The organism is Actinoplanes campanulatus, assembly GCF_014647795.1.
GTDB classification, from domain to species: Bacteria; Actinomycetota; Actinomycetes; order Mycobacteriales; family Micromonosporaceae; genus Actinoplanes; species Actinoplanes campanulatus.
Genome location: NZ_BMPW01000001.1, coordinates 672536 through 692196, shown reverse-complemented (window position 1 = coordinate 692196; position 19661 = coordinate 672536). Strand labels below are relative to the sequence as shown.

16 protein-coding genes are annotated in these 19661 nt (G+C 71.8%); 13 read left to right on the top strand and 3 right to left on the bottom strand.

Annotated elements, in window-relative coordinates; all coding sequences use genetic code 11:
- Nucleotides 1-115 precede the first annotated feature (115 nt).
- Together IEZ13_RS03040 and truB are read left to right on the top strand one after the other, a co-directional pair.
- A complete protein-coding gene (locus tag IEZ13_RS03040; protein WP_183216399.1) occupies nt 116-1447 on the top strand; it encodes an MATE family efflux transporter in 1332 nt (443 codons plus the stop codon).
- Between the two features lie 22 nt (nt 1448-1469).
- Nucleotides 1470-2357 (top strand): tRNA pseudouridine(55) synthase TruB, encoded by an 888-nt coding sequence (gene truB, locus IEZ13_RS03035; protein ID WP_183216397.1) that lies wholly within the window; start codon nt 1470-1472, stop codon nt 2355-2357.
- Between the two features lie 487 nt (nt 2358-2844).
- Here truB and IEZ13_RS03030 read toward each other — a convergent pair whose 3' ends face one another.
- Both IEZ13_RS03030 and IEZ13_RS03025 read right to left on the bottom strand, forming a co-directional pair.
- A complete protein-coding gene (locus tag IEZ13_RS03030) occupies nt 2845-3234 on the bottom strand; it encodes a response regulator (RefSeq protein ID WP_229794416.1) in 390 nt (129 codons plus the stop codon).
- A 10-nt stretch (nt 3235-3244) separates the two neighbouring features.
- Nucleotides 3245-5887, bottom strand: a complete 2643-nt coding sequence (locus IEZ13_RS03025; RefSeq protein WP_183216395.1) for an ATP-binding response regulator — start codon at nt 5885-5887, stop codon at nt 3245-3247.
- A 76-nt stretch (nt 5888-5963) separates the two neighbouring features.
- On the opposite strand from IEZ13_RS03025, the gene IEZ13_RS03020 reads away from it, so the two are divergent.
- The 6 genes from IEZ13_RS03020 to dapB all read left to right on the top strand — a co-directional run bounded on the left by IEZ13_RS03020 (nt 5964) and on the right by dapB (nt 12903).
- A complete protein-coding gene (locus tag IEZ13_RS03020) occupies nt 5964-6896 on the top strand; it encodes a bifunctional riboflavin kinase/FAD synthetase (protein WP_183216393.1) in 933 nt (310 codons plus the stop codon).
- 114 nt (nt 6897-7010) lie between these two features.
- A complete protein-coding gene (gene rpsO / locus IEZ13_RS03015) occupies nt 7011-7280 on the top strand; it encodes a 30S ribosomal protein S15 (RefSeq protein WP_183216391.1) in 270 nt (89 codons plus the stop codon).
- A gap of 207 nt (nt 7281-7487) precedes the next feature.
- Entirely contained in the window at nt 7488-9821 is a 2334-nt protein-coding gene (locus IEZ13_RS03010; RefSeq protein ID WP_183216389.1) for a polyribonucleotide nucleotidyltransferase, read from the top strand.
- Nucleotides 9822-11156: a M16 family metallopeptidase gene (locus tag IEZ13_RS03005; RefSeq protein ID WP_183216387.1), complete on the top strand. Its 1335-nt coding sequence runs from the start codon at nt 9822-9824 to the stop codon at nt 11154-11156.
- Nucleotides 11157-11258: 102 nt separating this feature from the next.
- The gene (locus tag IEZ13_RS03000; protein WP_183217198.1) at nt 11259-12137 is read left to right on the top strand and encodes a phosphatase PAP2 family protein; all 879 of its coding nucleotides are present in this window, start codon (nt 11259-11261) and stop codon (nt 12135-12137) included.
- Between the two features lie 4 nt (nt 12138-12141).
- Complete coding sequence (gene dapB / locus IEZ13_RS02995) at nt 12142-12903, top strand: 4-hydroxy-tetrahydrodipicolinate reductase (protein ID WP_183216386.1); 762 nt, start codon at nt 12142-12144, stop codon at nt 12901-12903.
- A 6-nt stretch (nt 12904-12909) separates the two neighbouring features.
- Here the strand turns inward: dapB and IEZ13_RS02990 are convergent, their stop codons facing one another.
- Nucleotides 12910-13473 carry a GNAT family N-acetyltransferase gene (locus IEZ13_RS02990; RefSeq protein WP_183216384.1) on the bottom strand — a complete coding sequence of 188 codons (564 nt, stop codon included), beginning with the start codon at nt 13471-13473 and terminating at the stop codon, nt 12910-12912.
- A 42-nt stretch (nt 13474-13515) separates the two neighbouring features.
- Between IEZ13_RS02990 and IEZ13_RS02985 the strand changes: the two genes are divergently transcribed.
- The 5 genes from IEZ13_RS02985 to IEZ13_RS02965 all read left to right on the top strand — a co-directional run bounded on the left by IEZ13_RS02985 (nt 13516) and on the right by IEZ13_RS02965 (nt 19582).
- Nucleotides 13516-14745, top strand: coding sequence for a winged helix-turn-helix domain-containing protein (locus tag IEZ13_RS02985; protein WP_183216382.1), 1230 nt, complete (start codon nt 13516-13518; stop codon nt 14743-14745).
- Nucleotides 14746-14750: 5 nt separating this feature from the next.
- Nucleotides 14751-15293, top strand: coding sequence for a DUF2752 domain-containing protein (locus tag IEZ13_RS02980; protein ID WP_183216380.1), 543 nt, complete (start codon nt 14751-14753; stop codon nt 15291-15293).
- Between the two features lie 26 nt (nt 15294-15319).
- The gene (dapA, locus tag IEZ13_RS02975; protein ID WP_183216378.1) at nt 15320-16213 is read left to right on the top strand and encodes a 4-hydroxy-tetrahydrodipicolinate synthase; all 894 of its coding nucleotides are present in this window, start codon (nt 15320-15322) and stop codon (nt 16211-16213) included.
- Between the two features lie 13 nt (nt 16214-16226).
- Nucleotides 16227-17915 carry a ribonuclease J gene (locus IEZ13_RS02970; protein WP_183216376.1) on the top strand — a complete coding sequence of 563 codons (1689 nt, stop codon included), beginning with the start codon at nt 16227-16229 and terminating at the stop codon, nt 17913-17915.
- 116 nt (nt 17916-18031) lie between these two features.
- Entirely contained in the window at nt 18032-19582 is a 1551-nt protein-coding gene (locus tag IEZ13_RS02965; RefSeq protein ID WP_183216374.1) for a S1 family peptidase, read from the top strand.
- Nucleotides 19583-19661: the final 79 nt, after the last annotated feature.

The window sequence follows — 19661 nt, the reverse complement described above, 5'->3', positions numbered from 1 at the left end:
CCGCGCCCTCCAGACCTCCCTGGACACGCGCCAGTAGGGGTCCGTCACGAGTCGGTAGGGGTAAGTAACAAGGCCGCGTTGCGGCCCTTACCTCAGGCGGGCATCATGGGGAACCATGAGCCCGCCTGCCGATGCGCCTGCCCCGCCGCAGCGCACCGCGACCGCCCGCCGGATCGCCGGCCTGGCGCTGCCCGCACTCGTGGTGCTGGCCGCCGAGCCGCTCTACGTACTGGTGGACACCGCGGTCGTCGGGCATCTCGGCGCCGTCCCACTGGCCGCCGTCGCCATCGGCGGCACGGTCATGTCGGTGGCCGCCTGGTTCGGCACGCTCATGGCGTACGGGACGACCGGCCGCGCGGCCCGTCGCTTCGGCGCCGGAGACCGGACCGCCGCGATCGCCGAAGGGGTTCAGGCCTCCTGGATGGCCCTCGCCGCCGGCGTCCTGCTGGCCCTGCTCGGCCTGGCCGGCGCCGGCCCGCTCACCAGCGTGCTGGCCGGTGACCCGGAGACCGCCGAGGCGGCCGCCGGCTGGCTGCGGATCGCCGCTCTGGGCGCGCCCGGCCTGCTGCTGGCCGCGGCCGGGAACGGCTGGATGCGCGGCGTCCAGGACACCCGCCGACCACTCTGGATCGTCCTCGGCGCCAACGTGCTGTCCGCGATCCTCTGCCCGGTCCTGGTCTATCCGGCGGGCCTCGGGCTGACCGGCTCGGCCATCGCCAACGTCACGGCGCAGAGCCTCGGCGGCGCCCTCTTCCTGGCCGCGCTGGTCCGCGAGACCCGGGCGCTGCGGCCGGTGCCGTCGATCATCGTGAGCCAGCTGGTGCTCGGTCGCGACCTGCTGATCCGCGGCGCGGCGTTCCAGGCCTGCTTCCTGTCGGCGACCGCGGTGGCGGCCCGGTTCGGCGTGGCGGCAGTCGGTGCCCACCAGATCGTGCTGCAACTCTGGTTCTTCGCGGCGCTCGCCCTGGACGCGGTCGCGATCGCCGCTCAGTCGCTGGTCGGGGCGTCGCTCGGGGCCGGCGACGACCGCGAGGCCCGGGACGTGGCCCGTCGCGTCACCCTGGCCGGCGGGGTGTCCGCCCTGGCCTTCGCGGCGCTCGCGGCGGCCGGCGCCGCGGTGGTGCCCGGGTGGTTCAGCGACGACCCGGCGGTCCACGAGCAGGCCGCCGTCATCTGGCCGTGGTTCGTGGCGCTGCTGCCGTTCGCCGGGGTGGTCTACGCCCTCGACGGGGTGTTCATCGGCGCCGGGGACGTGGCCTTCCTGCGTACCGTCACGGTGCTGTCCGCGCTGCTCGGCTTCCTGCCGGCGATCTGGCTGGCCTACGCGTTCGACCTGGGGCTGGGCGGTGTCTGGGCCGGGCTCGGGCTGTTCACCCTGGGCCGGTTCGTCTCGCTGATGTGGCGGTGGCGTTCCCCGTACTGGGTGGTCACCGGCGTCACCCGGTAGACCGGGAAATAGGGTGGTCGGCGTGAACACGGACGGACTGATCGTGGTGGACAAGCCGGCCGGGATGACGTCGCACGACGTCGTCGCCCGGATCCGGCGGCTGGCGAAGACCCGAAGGGTGGGGCACGGGGGCACGCTGGACCCGATGGCGACCGGTGTCCTGATCATCGGGGTGAACCGGGCGACCCGCCTGCTGACCTATGTGATCGGTTCGGAGAAGAGCTACGCCGCGACGATCCGGCTGGGGGAGTCCACGGTCACCGACGACGCCGAGGGCGACGTGACCGGGACGGCTTCCACGTCGGCGGTCACCGACGACGCGATCCGGGCCGGGCTGGCCGCCCAGACCGGCGAGATCGACCAGGTGCCGAGCGCGGTCAGCGCTATCAAGATCAACGGGCAGCGGGCGTACAAGCGGGTCCGCGAGGGCGAGTCGGTGGAGATCCCGGCCCGCCGGATCACCGTCCACCGGCTCGACGTCCTCGACATCCGGCGGCCCGAGGGGCATGACGTGATCGACGTGGACATCGACGTGACCTGCTCCTCCGGCACCTACATCCGGGCCATCGCCCGTGACCTCGGCGCCACGCTCGGCGTCGGCGGGCACCTGACCGCGCTGCGCCGGACCGCCGTCGGCGGCATGACCCTGGACGCCGCCGCCACCCTCACCGAACTCGAGGAGCGCGCCCCCGACGTGATCGGCCTCCCGCTCGCCGAGGCGGCCCGCCGGTCCTTCCCGCAGCGCACCGCCACCGAGGAGGAGACCCGCATCCTCCGGCACGGCGGGCCGCTCGCGGCGGCCGGCATCGACGGGCCCTACGCCGTCTTCGACCCGTCCGGCGAGGTCCTGGCCATCGTCCGGGAGCGGGCGGGCCGCGCCCGGGCCGAGATCGTCCTCGCGCCGGCTTGAGCGTTCCGGTCCCGCTCAACCCCTATTCTCCGGTACGGAAGTGCGCACCCTCAACCGCACCCGGGCCGCTCCGCCGGTTCCCGCGAGCACCTGCCGGGTCCAGCCTCTGCCGCGCCCGCCGGGCGTAGATCGGTGGTCCGGCGGGCGTGAGCGGTGTTTCATAGGCGCCCGAAACAGCCCTCTGTCCGTCCTCCGACTCGTTTGCGCCGACCAGCGCACACGTAACGGGTTCTGTGGTCGCCTGCCCGCGTCATGGCGGCAGCCCGGACAGCGCGGGCGGCGTGACGTGAGCGCCCGCCGGGCCGGAAGCGCGGGCGGCGGATGTGCGGTGGGGTAATCGACCAGCGGGGTCAGCTCTGCGGGCCCGCCGGACCACCGGTCTACGCCCGGCGGGCGCGGCACGGGCGCGACCAGGCAGGTGCTCGCGTGGCGCCGCGGAGCGGGCCGGGTGCGGTCGGGGCGGTGTGGCCCGTACCGGAAAAGGGGTTCAAGAAGCGAGATGGCGGGCGACCGTGGCGACCAGGTCGGCCGCGGCGTAGGGCTTGTCGAGGAAGTCGTCGCAGCCCGCGTCGAGGGCGGCTTTCTGGTCCTGGGGCAGGACGCTCGCGGTGACCGCGACCACGCGGGGTCTGGGCCCGCCGTGGCCGGCGAGTTCCCGGGCCAGGGTGAGGCCGTTGCCGTCGGGCAGGTTGAGGTCCAGCAGGATCAGGTCGAACTCGCCGGTGGCGAGACGGCTCCGGGCGGCGGCCAGGGTCTCCGCGTCGACCAGTTCGGCGTCGCGGACCGCGGCGACGGCGGCGCGGGCGAGGACCGCTTTGACCAGCATGCGGTTCAGTTCTTCGTCCTCGACCAGGAGGATGCGGTGGGGTGCGCTCACGGCTGTCTCCTCACGGTTGGGAGCCGGGTGGTGGGACGGCGCCGCGCAGCTTGATCGCGACGTGGCCTTGGAAGTGCCGGCGGACGGCCGGGGGAGGGGCGTGCACCAGTGGGGGCAGGCCGTCCCAGCCGTTGCCGGTCATCGCCTCGGCGACCGCGTTTCCGGCCATCGCCGTGGCGATCAGCGGGGTGGTGTCGCCGGATGCCAGCGCGGCGGCGCTCAGACCGAGTACCGGGGTGTGCCGGCCGGACGGGTCCCGCTCGATGGCGGCGAGCAGGCTGAAACCGTCCTCCTCCGGCGACTGCATGTCGCAGACGATGAGGTCGAAGTTCTCACTGCGGCTGCGGGCCAGCCCGTCCCGCCCGTCCGCGCAGGCGACCACGTCGGCGCCGCCGGCGCGCAGGCCGTCCTCGATCGCCTGCCGGACCGTGTCGTCGTGGTCGACCACCAGCACGCGCGGCACCGGGCGGGCCGCGATGGCGTTCGCCAGGGCGCTGAGCAGGGCCGGCTGGTCGACCGGCTTGACGAAGTAGTCGTGCGCGCCGAGCGCGAGCCCGGCCGGCGCCTCGTCCAGGATGCTGGCGAAGAACACCGGGATCGCGTTGAGCCGTGCGTCCGCCTTGAGCCGGCGGATCACCTCCCAGCCGTCGATGCCGGGCAGGGTGACGTCCAGCACCACGGCGTCCGGCCGGTGCTCGCGGGCCAGCGCCAGGCCGCTCTCGCCGGTGCCGGCCACCTCGACCCGGTAGCCGGCGTTGCCGAGCTGGGTGCGCATCAGCTCGGCGGACTGCGGGTCGTCCTCGATCAACAGCACGTACGGCCCGGTGCCGGCGCCCGCCGAGGAGGTGGCCACCGGCGCGGCGGGCAGGACCACGGCGAACTCGCTGCCCACGCCCGGCTCCGAGGTGAGGAGGATCTCACCGTGGTGGGCGGCGACCAGCCGACGGGTCAGGGCCAGTCCCAGGCCGGTGCCGGAGTGCCGCTGGTTCGGGTCGCCGGCCTGCTGGAACTCCTCGAAGACGCGTTCCAGGTCCGCGGTGGCGATGCCGACCCCGGTATCGGCCACGGTCACCCGCACCCGGTTGCCAGCCGGCCCCGCGGTCACCGTGATCGTGCCCTCCTCGGGTGTGAACTTCACCGCGTTGGACAGCAGGTTCTCGACGATCTGGCGGAACCGCAGCCGGTCGGCGTACGCGGTGACCGGCGCCAGCTCGGTGCGGACCGTGAGCCGTTTGCCGGTGAAGAGCGGGGTCAGCGCGGTGAGCAGGTCCTCGATGGCGGTGTCGGCCCGGACCGGGGTGAGCCGCAACTCCAGCCGGCCGGCCTCCACCTTGCTGAGGTCGAGGATGTCGTTGATCAGGCCGAGCAGGTGGCGGCCGCTGCCGTGGACGTGATCCACCCAGTCGGCGGGAACCCGGCGGCGGTCGCCGTCCGGCTCCTCCATCCGCATCAGGTCGCTGAACCCGATGATCGCGTTGAGCGGGGTACGCAGCTCGTGGCTCATGTTCGCCAGGAAGTCGCTCTTGGCCTGGCCGGCCCGGGTGAGCGCGGCCACCGAGGCGCTCAGCTCGGCGGTGATCGCCTGTCGCTCGGCCAGCACCCCGGCCTGTCCGCCCAGGTCGGCCAGCAGTCCGAGGTCGTCCTCGCTGAACAGGTTGCGGTGCCGGTTGAACAGCAGGACCGCGCCCTCGACGTCCGGTGGCACCCGCATCGGCAGCACCCGGACGTAGTCGTCGGCCAGTTCGGCGCCGAAGTGGTCGACCAGCGCGGGGGTTTGGTCGCGGACCCGTACCGGGACGTGGCGGCGGGTCAGCGTGCCGTCGATCGGCGGCCCGGCGGCGGGCAGGCCGGGACCGGCGTAGGCGATCCGGTGGTACGTCCCGTCCGCCGCGTGCAGCAGGACCGCCACCGCGTCGGCGCCGGTCTGCACCCGCATGATCTCGGCGTAGGTCTGCCACACCTGCTCCGGCGAGTCGGCCGGCGCCCGCAGCAGCCGCTCGGTGACCGATTGGGCGGCGAGCGCCGCGAAGTGCCGCCGCAGCCGGCGGGGCGGCTGGAAGGCGATGAGGTAGCCGAACGCGCTGCCCAGCGCCAGCACCACGCTGAACGCCCGCACCGGCGAAGGGCCGAAACCCACCCGCAGCACGATCACCAGGCCGAAGGCGAGGGTGGCGCCGGCCGCGATCATCAGCCGTGCCCGGTTCGCCCCGGTACGGTTACGCGCCTCACCGTAGAGCAGCCCGGCGGCGACCATCTCCACCCCGAGGAAGTAGAGGACGTACACGGTCCGGGCACCCGGCGGCAGCGGGCGGGGCAGGACCGCGACCAGGCCGAGGACCACGACATAGCCCAGCAGCACCACGGCGGTCAGCGCCCGGGGGATCGAGCGCAGCCGCCCGGCCAGGCGCAACGTGAGGTACGGCTGGGACAGCACCACCGCGGAGTTGAGCACGTTCACCGCGGAGGGCATGGGCCCGAGCAGGAGGCGCAGCAGGTCCACGCAGAGCGCCACCGTGAACGGGGCGAAGACCAGGGCCACGTCACGTTGCAGCGGGTCGCGGCGGCGCCTCCAGGCGAGTAGCGCGCGGAGGAACAGCACCGCGAAGGTGATCTCCGCGGCGAGGAGGACGGCGCGGGTCCACTCGAAGCTCATTTCACGATTTATCGTACCGATCCGGGCGGGGAGGAGGGGCCACACCGGACTGCTGAACGATCGATACGCTAGGGCCATGCAGCGATGGCGGGGGTTGGAGGCGGTTCCCTCCGGGTGGGGCCGTTCGATCGTGACGATCGGGGTCTTCGACGGGGTGCACCGCGGCCATCAGGCGATCATCGGGCACGCCGTGAAGCGGGCCCGCGACGCCGGGCTCCAGTCGGTGGTGATGACCTTCGACCCGCACCCGGCCGAGGTGGTGCGCCCCGGGTCGCACCCGGCCGTGCTCACCGAGCCGGTCCGCAAGGCGGAGCTGATCGAGGCGCTCGGCGTCGACGCGCTCTGCGTGGTGCCGTTCACCCCGGCCTTCTCCCAACTCTCGCCGAACGAGTTCGTGCACGACGTGCTGGTCGAGACGCTGCACACCGCGGGCGTGGTGGTCGGCGACAACTTCCGGTTCGGGCACCGGGCCGCCGGGGACGCGGCACTGCTCGAGTCGCTGGGCCGCACGTTCGGGTTCACCGTGGAGGACGCGCCACTGGTCTCCGAGGACGGGCTGGTGTTCTCCTCGACGTACATCCGCAGTTGTGTCGACGCCGGCGACGTGCGGGCCGCGGCGGCCGCGCTCGGCCGGCCGCACCGCCTGGCCGGCGTGGTGGTCCGCGGCGACCAGCGCGGGCGCGAGCTGGGCTTCCCGACCGCCAACCTGATGGCCCACCGGTACGCCGCGGTTCCCGCCGACGGCATCTACGCGGCCTGGCTCACCCGCGGGGGCGAGCCCGGGGTCCGGCGGCCGGCCAGCGTTTCGATCGGCACCAATCCCACGTTCTCCGGGCGGGAGCGCCGCGTGGAGGCGTACGTTCTCGATTTCGAGGGTGATCTGTACGGCGAGCGGGTGAGCCTCGATTTCGTGGCGCACCTTCGTGAGCAGCGGAAATACGACGGGATCGAGCCGTTGATCGCGCAGATCCGGGCCGATGTCGAAGAGACCCGAACGTTGTTGAGTTGACCCCCTGGTAGGGTTGAAACGTCGTTGGAATATCCGACACCGGTCCCGCCTGCCTGCCCGACGCCGCGGGTCGCGGGGTAACCGTGAAATCGGCAACACAGAAGTTCGGAGAACATGGCGCTCGATCAAGAGACCAAGAACAAGATCATGGGTGAGTACGCGACCAAGGAGGGCGACACCGGTTCGCCCGAGGTTCAGGTCGCCATGCTGACCAAGCGGATCGCCGACCTGACCGAGCACCTCAAGGCGCACAAGCACGACCACCACAGCCGTCGTGGTCTGCTGCTCCTGGTCGGCCAGCGCCGCCGCCTGCTGAACTACGTTCAGAAGAAGGACATCGCCCGCTACCGGACGCTCATCGAGCGTCTCGGCCTGCGCCGATAGCTTGACCCGAGGGAGCGGCCGGCTGGTCGCTCCCTCGGATTTCCACCCCACGGACCCGCGCGGATCACTCCGTCAGCACCGGTCCTCGGTAGTGGTTCCCAGGCCACTGAGCTGACTACCACTCATCCTGGGCACTTCGATCGAAGACCGGCTCGACTGAAACGCGCTGTTGACCGCCGGGTCCTAGACGAAGGAGTACCACTCTTCATGACCGAGCAGAACAACGCTCTCGGCAACGAATCCCGCACCGCCGTCATCGACAACGGATCGTTCGGCACCCGCGAGATCGTGTTCCGGGTCGGCCGCCTCGCACAGCAGGCCGCCGGCTCGGTGATCGTCCAGCTGGGCGACACCACCGTCCTCTCCGCGACCACCGCCAGCAAGCAGCCGAAGGAGCACTTCGACTTCTTCCCGCTGACCGTCGACGTCGAGGAGCGGATGTACGCCGCGGGCCGCATCCCCGGCTCGTTCTTCCGTCGTGAGGGCCGCCCGTCCGAGGACGCCATCCTCACCTGCCGCCTGATCGACCGGCCGCTGCGCCCGTCCTTCACCAAGGGCCTGCGCAACGAGGTCCAGGTCGTCGAGACCGTCCTCGCGCTGGACCCGGCCCACCCGTACGACGTCGTCGCCATGAACGCGGCGTCGATGTCGACCAAGCTCTCCGGCCTGCCGTTCAGCGGCCCGGTCGGCTCGACCCGGGTCGCCCACGTCGAGGGCCAGTGGGTCGCCTTCCCGACCCTCGAGGAGCTCGAGCGCGCCACGTTCGACATGGTCGTGGCCGGTCGCGTCACCACCGAGGGCGACGTCGCGATCATGATGGTCGAGGCCGAGGCCACCCCGCACGCGATCAAGCTGATCTCGGCCGGCGCCACCGCGCCGACCGAGGAGATCGTGGCGAGCGGCCTGGAGGCCGCCAAGCCGGCCATCCGCGAGCTGTGCCGCGCGCAGAGCGAGCTGGCCGAGATCGCCGCGAAGCCGGTCGCCGAGTTCCCGGTCTTCCTGGACTACCAGGACGACGTGTACTCGGCCGTCTCCGACGCGGTTCGCACCGAGGTCGCCGAGGCGCTGAAGATTGCCGGCAAGCAGGAGCGCGAGGAGTCCCTCGACCTGGTCAAGGCGAAGGCGCACGAGCTGCTCGACGAGCGGTTCGAGGGCCGGGAGAAGGAGATCAGCGCGGCGTTCCGCTCGGTCACCAAGTCCGAGGTGCGCCAGCGCGTGCTGCGCGAGCAGGTCCGCATCGACGGCCGTGGCCCGCGTGACATCCGCCCGCTGACCGCTCTCACGGGCGTGCTGCCCCGCGTGCACGGCTCGGCGCTGTTCGAGCGCGGCGAGACCCAGATCCTGGGCGTCACCACGCTGAACATGCTGCGCCTGGAGCAGTCGCTGGACACTCTCGCTCCCGAGAAGACCAAGCGCTACATGCACAACTACAACTTCCCGCCGTACTCGACCGGTGAGACCGGCCGGGTGGGCTCGCCGAAGCGCCGCGAGATCGGTCACGGCGCGCTGGCCGAGCGGGCCCTCGTGCCGGTGCTGCCGTCGCGCGAGGAGTTCCCGTACGCGATCCGTCAGGTCTCCGAGGCCCTCGGCTCCAACGGCTCCACCTCGATGGGCTCGGTCTGCGCCTCGACGCTGGCCCTGCTCAGCGCGGGTGTGCCGCTGAAGGCCCCGGTCGCCGGCATCGCCATGGGCCTGATCTCGGACGAGGTCGACGGCAAGACCGAGTACGTCGCGCTGACCGACATCCTGGGCGCCGAGGACGCGTTCGGCGACATGGACTTCAAGGTCGCCGGCACGGCCGAGTTCGTCACCGCCCTGCAGCTGGACACCAAGCTCGACGGCATCCCGTCGGACGTGCTGGCCGGCGCTCTGCAGCAGGCGCACGAGGCCCGCGCCACGATCCTCGCGGTGATGACCGCCGCGATCGAGGGCCCGGCCGCGATGAGCGAGCACGCCCCGCGGGTCACCACCGTGAAGATCCCGGTCGACAAGATCGGCATGGTGATCGGCCCCAAGGGCCAGACCATCAACGCGATCCAGGACGAGACCGGCGCCGACATCTCCATCGAGGACGACGGCACCATCTACGTCGGCGCGACCAACGGCCCGGCCGCCGAGGCCGCGGTCGAGCGGATCAACGCGATCGCCAACCCGACCCTGCCGAAGGTGGGCGACAAGTTCCTCGGCACCGTGGTGAAGACGGCCGCGTTCGGCGCGTTCATCTCGCTGCTGCCCGGCCGTGACGGCCTGCTGCACATCTCCAAGGTGGGCGACGGCAAGCGCGTCGAGAAGGTCGAGGACTTCCTCAACGTCGGCGACAAGGTCGAGGTGTCCATCGCGGACATCGACGCCCGCGGCAAGATCTACCTGGACAAGGTGCGCCCGGAGGGCGAGGAGGCCCCGGCGGCCGCCGAGGGTTCCGAGGGTGGCCGCCCCGAGCGGGCGCCGCGTGAGGACCGCGCGCCCCGCGGCGAGGGTGGCGGCGAGCCCCGCCGTCGCCGTTCGCGCCCGTCCGGCGACCGCGGCGAGCGCCGCGACTAAGTGACAGCGAACGACGGACACGGGCCGGCCACTAGGCCGGCCCGCGTCTCTACCCGCACCCTGCAGGACGGCGTCAAGAAGACCGTTCTGCCCAGTGGCCTGCGCATCATCACCGAGGCGATCCCGACCACCCGCAGCACCGCGCTCGGCATCTGGGTCGGGATCGGGTCCCGCGACGAGACGCCCACCCTGCACGGCGCCTCGCACTTCCTGGAGCACCTGCTCTTCAAGGGCACCCACAAGCGCACCGCCCTGGAGATCTCCTCGCAGATCGAGGCGGTCGGCGGCGAGACGAACGCCTTCACCACGAAGGAGTACACCTGCTACTACGCGCGGGTGCTCGACGCTGATCTGCCGCTCGCCGTGGACGTGCTGGTCGACGCGGTGGCCGACTCGATCCTCGATCCGGCGGACGTGGAGACCGAACGTGGCGTGATCCTCGAGGAGATCGCCATGCACGAGGACGAGCCCGGTGACGAGGTGCACGACATCTTCGCCGAGGCCATCTACGGCGACCACCCGCTCGGCCGGCTGATCTCCGGCACCCCGGACTCGATCAGCCCGATGACACGGGACCAGATCAACCGGTTCTACCGGCGCCACTACACGGCGCCGGAGATCGTGGTCGCCGCCGCCGGGAACCTCGACCACGCGGCGGTGGTCCGGCTGGTTCGCAAGGCCCTGGCGGGCACCCCGCTGGACACCGGGCCGGTCGAGCCGGCTCAGCCGCGTGCGGGCGACAAGAGGGTACGCGTACGCAAGGCGCGCAACCTCGTCCTGCATCGCGACACCGAGCAGGCGCACATCGTGCTGGGCGGCCCCGGGGTGGGCCGGCACGACGAGCGGCGGTTCGCCCTCGGTGTGCTCAACAACGTGCTCGGCGGCGGGATGTCCAGCCGTCTCTTCCAGGAGATCCGGGAGAAGCGCGGGCTGGCCTACTCGGTCTACTCCTACGCCGGGCACTACGCCGACAGCGGCCTGGTCGGCGTCTACGCGGGCTGTGCCCCGGCCAAGGCCCGTGAGGTGCTCGACCTGATCCGCGCCGAGCTGGACCGGATCGCGGCGCACGGCATCACCGCGGAGGAGCTGGTCCGCGGCAAGGGCATGGCGAAGGGCTCGTACGTGCTGGGCCTGGAGGACACCGGCTCCCGGATGAGCCGGCTGGCCAAGTCGGAGCTGCTGCACGGCGACCTGATGGGCGTCGACGAGATGCTGGCCCGGGTGGACGGGGTCACCGTCGGCGAGGTCGGCGCGGTCGCCACCGACCTGCTCGCCCAGCCGTTGTCGCTGGCCGTCGTGGGTCCCTTCGATGAGGATGAATTACCCGGCTGGTAACCCTCCGTTCTACCCTTGGTCCCCGTGACGACGTTGGAGACCCCACCCGATACCCCCACCACCCCGCCGCCACCGGATCTCCGGAGGCGGCGGGCCCTGGGGATGCTGATCTGGGCGGTGGTGTTCTCCGTCGGGGTGTATTTCGTCGGTGTCCCGACCAGTGACCCGCTGATCGCGTTCGGCTGGCTGTGGCTGGCCACCATCGCCTGGCGCAACCACGAGCCGTGGCGCACCCACCTGCGGTTCCTGCGCGACTGGCTGCCGATCTGCCTGCTCCTGGTGATCTACAACGTGTCGCGGGGCTACGCCGACCGGCTGTTCGAGCCGCACGTGACCGAGCTGATCGGGTTCGACCGGTGGCTGTTCGGCGGTGTCGTGCCGACCGAGTGGCTCCAGGAGCACCTCTGGCAGCCGGGCGTGGTCCAGTGGTGGGAGGTGGCCGTCTCCCTGGTCTACTTCTCGCACTTCCTGGCCATGCCGACCATCGCCGTGGTGCTGTGGATGCGGTCCCGCCTCCAGTGGGCCCGGTTCATGCGCCGCTGGTTCCTGCTGTGCGTGTTCGGCCTGATCACCTATTTCCTCTACCCGGCCGCGCCGCCCTGGTGGGCCGCGCAGCCCGAGCACGGCGCGCTGATCGACGCGCAGCGGATCTCCACCCACGGGTGGGACGCCATCGGCCTGCACGGCGCCGGCAACACCCTCAACGCGTTGCAGGTGGAGGCGTCCAACCCGGTGGCCGCGATGCCGTCGCTGCACACCGCGTTCGCCTTCATGTCGGTGGTGTTCTTCCTGCCGATGGTGCGGCGGTACTGGTGGCCGCTGCTGCTCGCGTACCCGCTCTCGATGACCTTCACCCTGGTCTACACGGCCGAGCACTGGGTGATCGATGTGCTGGTCGGATGGGCGTACGTCGGGCTGGTGTTCCTCGTGGTGGGGCTCGGCGAGCGATGGTGGGACGCCCGGCGCCGTACGTTAGGTTGACGGGGTGACAGACGTTCCTGAAACCATCCGTGTCGGTGTCCTCGGCGCCCGGGGCCGGATGGGCCTCGAGGTGTGCAAGGCGGTCGACGCCGCCGAGGATCTCGCTCTGGTCTCCATGATCGACCAGGGTGAGGAGCTGTTCCAGGCATCCGACGCCGGCGCCCAGGTTCTCGTCGACTTCACCAACCCCGACGTGGTGATGGACAACCTGCGCTGGGCCGTCGACCAGGGCATCAGCGTGGTGGTGGGCACCTCCGGCTTCACCGAGGACCGTCTGGAGCAGGTGCGCGGCTGGCTGGCCGCCAAGCCCGGCGCCGGCGTGCTGATCGCGCCGAACTTCGGCATCGGCGCCATCCTGATGATGCAGTTCGCGGCCCGCGCGGCCCGCTACTTCGACTCCGTGGAGATCATCGAGCAGCACCACCCGCGCAAGCTGGACGCGCCCAGCGGCACGTCGATGCACACCGCCAAGGTGATCGCGGCGGCCCGTGCCGCCGCCGGCTGCCCCCCGATGCCGGACGCCACCAAGGAGGAGATGGCCGGCGCCCGCGGCACCGAGATCGACGGGGTCCGGGTCCACTCGATCCGGGCGGCCGGCCTGGTCGCCCACCAGGAGGTGCTGTTCGGCACCTCCGGCGAGACCCTGACCATCCGGCACGACTCGCTGGACCGGTCCTCGTTCATGCCGGGCGTGCTGCTCGCCGTCCGCCACGTGCTGCGGCGCCCGGGCCTCACCATCGGCCTGGACCCGCTGCTCGAGGACTAGGCGGGACTAGGCGTCCGAAACCGCCACGTGTAGCCGGATCTGGGGTACGAGCAGGTCGTCCACGTCGAGGGCGCGGCTCGCCCCGTCCGGCTCCCAGCCGGTCGAGCCGAGGAACTTCCGCATCACGCTGTCGGCGTCGTAGACCCAGGCCACCGCGGTCCGGAAGCCGTCGTCGCGCCAGTTGTCGACCGCGGCGGCCAGCAGCCGGCTGCCGTGGCCGCGCCGGCCCCAGCGCGGCTCGATCAGCAGGTCGGTGACGGCCGCGACGTCCTCCGGCAGGGGCTCCTCCTCCGGTGCCAGGGCCTGCTCGTCGGCCGGGCCGGAGGCGGCGAAGCCCACCACGTGCGCCGAGTTCTCAGCCTGCTCGACGGCGATCAGCACCCGGTGCCGCGCGGACGGCGTAGCGGTGATCGCCTCGGTCCACCCGCGGGCCAGGTAGTCCTCGTCCAGGCCGGCCAGCACGTGTGGCGGGAACATCCGCCGGTACGCGGAACGCCAGGTGGACAGCTGGATGCGCGCGATCTCTCCCGCGTCCTCGGGACGAGCGGGACGGACGAAGCCGAGTGCCATGGCGGCAACTCTGTCATACCCCGCGTCTAGTCTCTCTCCACGATGGCCGTGTCCGAATCACTCTCGCTCTCCCAGGCCCGCCGGATCACGCTGGCGGCCCAGGGCTTCGCCGACCCACGACCGGGTGGCGCCACCGACCTGCGCCACCTGCGCCGGGTGCTGCGCCGCCTGCACCTGATCCAGATGGACTCGGTGAACGTGTTGCAGCGCGCCCACTTCATGCCGCTCTACAGCCGCCTCGGGCCGTATTCGCCCGGCCTGCTGGAGCGGGCCGCCTACCGCGGGCCCCGCGAGCTGTTCGAGTTCTGGGGGCACGAGGCGTCGCTGATCCGCGCCGACCTGCAGCCGCTGTTCCGCTGGCGGATGGCGCGGGCGCACGAGTTCGCCTGGGGCAACATGCGGCGCATCGCCGTGGAGCAGCCCGATCTGGTCGCCTGGGTGCTCGACGAGGTGCGCGACCGCGGCCCGATCACGGCCGCCGAGATCGAGCACGACACACCCCGCGACAAGGAGCACTGGGGGTGGAACTGGTCGGTCGTCAAGCAGGCTCTCGAGTGGCTCTTCTACACCGGTCAGGTGACCGCCGCCGAGCGGACCACGTCCTTCGCCCGCCGCTACGACCTGCCCGAGCGGGTGCTGCCGGCCGAGGTGCTGGCCGCGCCCACCCCGGCGCCGGAGGAGGCGTTCCGGGCCCTGGTCGAGCTCTCCGCCCGGGCGCTCGGGGTGGCCGCCGAGGCCGAGCTGCGTGACTATTTCCGGCTTCCGGTGCAGCCGTGCCGGCAGGCGATCGCCGAGCTGGCCGAGGCCGGGGTGCTGCGCCCGGTCACCGTCCCGGGGTGGAGGTCGGCGTGGCTGCACCACGAGGCGAGACTGCCCCGCCGGGTCGGCGCCGCCACCCTGGTGAGCCCGTTCGATCCGCTGATCTGGGAGCGCGGCCGGACCGAGCGGCTGTTCGGCATGACCTACCGGATCGAGATCTACGTGCCTCGGCCCCAGCGGCTGTACGGCTACTACGTGCTGCCGTTCCTGATGGGCGAGCGGTTCGCGGCCCGGCTCGACCTGAAGGCCGACCGTAAGGCCGGTGAGTTGCGGATCCCGGCCGCCTGGCTGGAACCGGGGGCGGACCCGGAGGAGACCGCTCCCGCGCTCGCCGCCGAGCTGCGCCGCCTGGCCGGCTGGCTGGGCCTCACCACGGTGGCGGCGCCCGAGCGGGGCGATTTCGCGGGCCCGCTGGCGAGCGCTCTGCGGGCCGGCGTCACGGGTGTAGCGTGACGGCCATGAGTGCCGCCGCCCAGTCGCCTCCGTGGCTGGCCGATCAGCCGGTCCAGGGCCCTCCGGTGCCGCCCGAGTGGTTCGGCTACCGGCCTGTCCGAGAGGATCGGCTGACCCGCCTCGTCAACCGGGTCTCGGCCCGCTCGCCGATCTGGCTGGCCCCGCTCGCGATCCTCGCCTGCACCGGTGGCGCGGTCGGCTACACCCTGCTCACCGACCCGACCACGGCACAGGCCGGTGACCCGCCTTCCTGCCTGCTCAAATACCTGACCGGATTCGTCTGCCCGGGGTGCGGCGGCACCCGGGCGGCGTGGTTGCTGCTGCACGGCGACCTGCCCGCCGCGGCCCGGCACCACCTGGTGTTCGTCTTCGCGGTGCCGTTCCTGATCTATCTGTACGTGGCCTGGGCCGGCCGCCGGCTCTTCCGCCTGCGGCTGCCGGAGTTCTCGATCAGTCCGGCCGCCATGATCACATTCATGGTGGTCTGGGGTGTGTGGAGCATCTTGCGTAACCTCCCCTGGGCCCCGTTCACCGCTTTCTACGTGTGACCGGGGCGTCCGATAGGTTGTCAGGTATGACGCACGACCCGCGGCCCTTCGGACGGCTGCTGACCGCCATGGTGACCCCGTTCACCCCGGACGGTTCCCTGGACATCGAGGGTGCGGCGCGCCTCGCCGCGTACCTCGTCGACGAGCAGCGCAACGACGCGCTCGTCATCAGCGGCACCACCGGCGAGTCCCCCACCACCACCGACGCGGAGAAGGACGCGCTGCTCCGTGCCGTGATCGAGGCCGTCGGGGACCGGGCACGGGTGCTGGCGGGCGTCGGCACCAACAACACCGCCCACACCATCGAGCTGGCGCAGGCCGCGGAGAAGGCGGGGGCGCACGGCCTGCTGGTCGTCACCCCGTACTACAGCAAGCCGCCGCAGGCGGGCGTCGAGCGCCACTTCCGTGCCGTCGCCGACGCCACCGGCCTGCCGATCATGGTCTACGACATCCCGCACCGGGCCGGCACCGCGATCGCCACCGAGACCATGTGCCGCCTCGCCGGGCACGAGCGGATCGTCGCCGTCAAGGACGCCAAGGGAGACCTGGCCGCCAGCTCGCACGTGCTGGCCCGGACCGGCCTGGCCTACTACTCCGGCGACGACGCCGCCACCCTGCCGCTGCTCTCGATCGGCGGGGTCGGACTGGTCGGCACCTCGACCCACTTCACCGGCCGGCTGGCCAAGGACATGATCGAGGCCTGGGACCGGGGTGACACGGCCGCCGCGCTGGCCCTGCACCGCACGGCTCTGCCCCTGTTCACGGGCATCTTCCGTACGCAGGGGGTCATGCTGGTGAAGGCCGGGCTGAACGCTCTGGGCCGGCCCGCCGGGGTGGTCCGTTCGCCGCTGGTCGACGCGACCGATGAGGAATTGAACCAACTGCGCCAGGACGCCGCCGCGGCCGGCATCGTGCTCTGACAGGAAGAGGCGAATGAGTCAAGCTCACGTGGAGTTGGGTTCGCCGCCGCCGCTGCCGGAGGGCGCCCTGCGCGTCATCCCGCTCGGTGGGCTCGGCGCCATCGGCCGCAACATGACGGTGTTCGAGTTCGACGGGAAGATCCTGGTCGTCGACTGCGGGGTGCTCTTCCCGGATGTGGAGCAGCCGGGTGTCGACCTGATCCTCCCCGACTTCGCGCCCATTCTGGACCGTCTGGACGACATTCAGGCGATCGTGCTGACCCACGGGCACGAGGACCACATCGGCGCGGTTCCGTACCTGCTGGCCCACAAGCCGGACATCCCGCTGGTCGGCTCGGAGTTCACCCTGGCCCTGGTCGAGGCGAAACTGGCCGAGCGGCGGCTGGACCCGTACACGCTGACCGTCCGCGAGGGCGGAGTGGAGCGGCTCGGGCCGTTCGAGTGCGAGTTCTTCGCGGTCAACCACTCCATTCCGGACGCGCTGGCGGTCGCCGTCCGTACCCCGGCCGGTCTGATCCTGCACACCGGCGACTTCAAGATGGACCAGGTGCCGCTGGACGGGCGGATCACCGACCTGGCCGGGTTCGCCCGGCTCGGCGCCGAGGGCGTCGACCTGCTGCTCTCCGACTCGACCAACGCCGAGGTGCCCGGCTTCGTCACCCCGGAGCGCGACATCGGCCCGGTGCTCAGCTCGATCTTCGGCAAGGCCCGCGGCCGGATCATCGTGGCCAGCTTCGCCTCCCACGTGCACCGGGTGCAGCAGGTGATGGACGCAGCCTGGGAGTACGACCGCAAGGTCGCCCTGATCGGCCGGTCCATGGTGAGGAACATGGGCATCGCCCGCGACCTGGGCCTGCTGCGCATCCCGGACGGCCTGCTGGTCGGCCTGGACGAGGCCACCCACCTGCCGCCCGACGAGATCGTGTTCATGTCGACCGGGTCGCAGGGCGAGCCGATGAGCGCCCTCGGCCGGATGTCGACCGGTGACCACCGGCACATCACCATCGCCCCCGGCGACACGGTGGTGCTGGCCAGTTCGCTGGTGCCGGGCAACGAGACCTCGGTCTACCGGGTGATCAACCAGCTCTCCCGGGCCGGCGCCACGGTGATCCACAAGGAGACCGCGAAGGTGCACGTCTCCGGCCACGCCCCGGCCGGCGAGCTGCGCTACCTGCTCAACGTCACCCGGCCCAGCAACCTCATGCCGGTGCACGGCGAGTGGCGTCACCTGCGCGCCCACGCGCAGCTCGGCATCGAGACCGGGGTCGCCCCGGACCGGGTCGTGCTCTGCGAGGACGGCGACGTGGTCGACCTGGTCGAGGGCCATGCCCGGGTGGTCGGCCGGGTCCGCAGCCGGTATGTGTATGTCGACGGTCTGGCGGTCGGCGACGTCAGCGAATCGTTGCTCACCGAGCGCCGCATCCTCGGCGACGGCGGGTTCATCGCGGCCACCGTGGTGATCGACTCGGTCACCGGCAAGGTGGTCGGCGAACCGGTCATCTCGGCGAAGGGCTTCTCCGAGGACCCGGAGGCGTTCAGCCCGGTGGTCCCGCTGCTCACCGCGGCGCTGCACCGCTCCGCCGAGGACGGGATCACCGACACCCACCAGCTGCAACAGGTTGTCCGGCGGACCGTGGGCCGATGGGTGAACGACGCCTATCGGCGACGGCCGATGATCGTACCGACGGTCGTCGAAGTCTGAGAAGTCTGTGAATCCATAAGGATCACGCGGGACTTTTCAACCATCTTCGTACGGGCTGCGTACTCCCAGGCACCGGTGCCGCCCCCACGGCACCCGTGGCGGAGGGAGTCTTCCAGATGCAGCGCAGACCGATCGCCGTGGCAGCGGTGGTGGCGGTGGCGGGCGCGGCAGCAGTCGCGTTCACCCTGCCGTCGCTGGCCGGCACCGACGAGGACGGCCGGTCGACGGCCGCGACCGGAACTCCGGGGGGTCTCTCCCCGGAGTTGCTCGCGGCGATGAAACGCGACCTCGGCCTCGACGGCGAGCAGGCGGCCACGCGGTTGGCCCGTTCGGAATGGGCCGGAGGCGTCTCCGCGACGCTGGCCGCCCAGACCGGCGAGGACTTCGGCGGCGCCTGGCTCGCGTCCGACGGCACCACGCTCAAGGTCGCCGTGACCGACGCCGGGGCGGTGTCCGTGGTGAAGGCCGCCGGTGCCGTCCCGGTGCTGGTCAAGCGGAGTGAGGCCGAGCTGGACGCGGCGAAGACCAAGCTGGACGCGGCCGCCGCCGACACCGACGGCCTGACCGGCTGGTACGTCGACGTGACCACCAACAAGGTGGTCGTGGTCGCGCAGCCGGCCGCGAAGTCGGCGGCGCTCGCGGCCGCGAGGTCGGCCGGCGTCTCGTCCGACGCGGTGACCGTGAAGGTCAGCAAGGCTCAGCCGAAGCCGCTGTTCGACGTGCGTGGCGCCGACCCGTACTTCATCAACGTCGATGGCGGGCAGGCGCGCTGCTCGATCGGCTTCTCGGTGACGACCGGCTTCGTCACGGCCGGCCACTGTGGCGAGGAGGGCACCACCACCATCGGCTTCAACAACCAGGCCCAGGGCACCGTGGAGTTCTCGGTCTTCCCGGGCGATGCCGACATGGGCTTCGTCGCGGTGAACGACGACTGGACGCCGCGCCCGGTGGTCAACGACTTCCAGGGCAACGAGCTGCCGGTGGCCGGCAACACCGAGGCCCCGGTCGGCGCGGCGGTCTGCCGCTCCGGTTCCACCACCGGCACGTTCTGCGGCACGATCCTGGCCAAGAACCAGACCGTCCGCTACCCGGAGGGCGCCGTCACCGGCCTGACCCGGACCGACGTCTGCGCCGAGGGCGGCGACTCCGGCGGCCCGTGGCTCTCCGGCGACCAGGCCCAGGGCGTCACCTCGGGTGGTTCCGGCGACTGCACGGTGGGCGGCGAGACCTTCTTCCAGCCGGTCAACGAGATCCTGGCGGCGCAGAACCTGACCCTGGTCACCAGCGAGGGCGACGGTGGCGGGGCCGCTACGCCGACCACCGCCCCGCCCGCTGAGGAGGGTGGGGAGGCGTCCGCGTGTGACGCCCTCCCGGTGCAGCGGAGCGGCACGATCAACCGGACCGGTCAGGCCCAGGCACAGCCGAACGGCGGCGCCTACCGGGCCCGGGCCGGCACGCACACCGCCTGCCTGGACGCTCCGGACGGCGCCGACTTCGACCTGGTCCTGCAGCGGCTCAACAACCGTGGCGACTTCCGCACGGTGGCCCGGGCCACCGGTGACGGCGACAAGACCCTGAGCTTCACCGGCCGCTCCGGCACCTACCGGTACGTGGTCGTGGCGTCCGCCGGCACCGGCGGGTACAGCCTCGGGTTCAACGTGCAGTAGTCCTGACGACTCGGTGGGCCGGGCGTGGAAGCCGCCCGGCTCCGCCGCCGGGTCCGGTCACCTCAGCCCGGCCGGGAAT

Coding starts and splice junctions, on each gene's coding strand:
- IEZ13_RS02970 (WP_183216376.1), top strand. CDS start 16,227: ATGAGTCAAGCTCACGTGGAGTTGGGTTCGCCGCCGCCGCTGCCGGAG.
- IEZ13_RS03020 (WP_183216393.1), top strand. CDS start 5,964: ATGCAGCGATGGCGGGGGTTGGAGGCGGTTCCCTCCGGGTGGGGCCGT.
- IEZ13_RS03025 (WP_183216395.1), bottom strand. CDS start 5,887: ATGAGCTTCGAGTGGACCCGCGCCGTCCTCCTCGCCGCGGAGATCACC.
- IEZ13_RS03000 (WP_183217198.1), top strand. CDS start 11,259: ATGCTGATCTGGGCGGTGGTGTTCTCCGTCGGGGTGTATTTCGTCGGT.
- IEZ13_RS02965 (WP_183216374.1), top strand. CDS start 18,032: ATGCAGCGCAGACCGATCGCCGTGGCAGCGGTGGTGGCGGTGGCGGGC.
- dapA (WP_183216378.1), top strand. CDS start 15,320: ATGACGCACGACCCGCGGCCCTTCGGACGGCTGCTGACCGCCATGGTG.
- IEZ13_RS03040 (WP_183216399.1), top strand. CDS start 116: ATGAGCCCGCCTGCCGATGCGCCTGCCCCGCCGCAGCGCACCGCGACC.
- IEZ13_RS02990 (WP_183216384.1), bottom strand. CDS start 13,473: ATGGCACTCGGCTTCGTCCGTCCCGCTCGTCCCGAGGACGCGGGAGAG.
- rpsO (WP_183216391.1), top strand. CDS start 7,011: ATGGCGCTCGATCAAGAGACCAAGAACAAGATCATGGGTGAGTACGCG.
- IEZ13_RS02985 (WP_183216382.1), top strand. CDS start 13,516: ATGGCCGTGTCCGAATCACTCTCGCTCTCCCAGGCCCGCCGGATCACG.
- IEZ13_RS02980 (WP_183216380.1), top strand. CDS start 14,751: ATGAGTGCCGCCGCCCAGTCGCCTCCGTGGCTGGCCGATCAGCCGGTC.
- IEZ13_RS03010 (WP_183216389.1), top strand. CDS start 7,488: ATGACCGAGCAGAACAACGCTCTCGGCAACGAATCCCGCACCGCCGTC.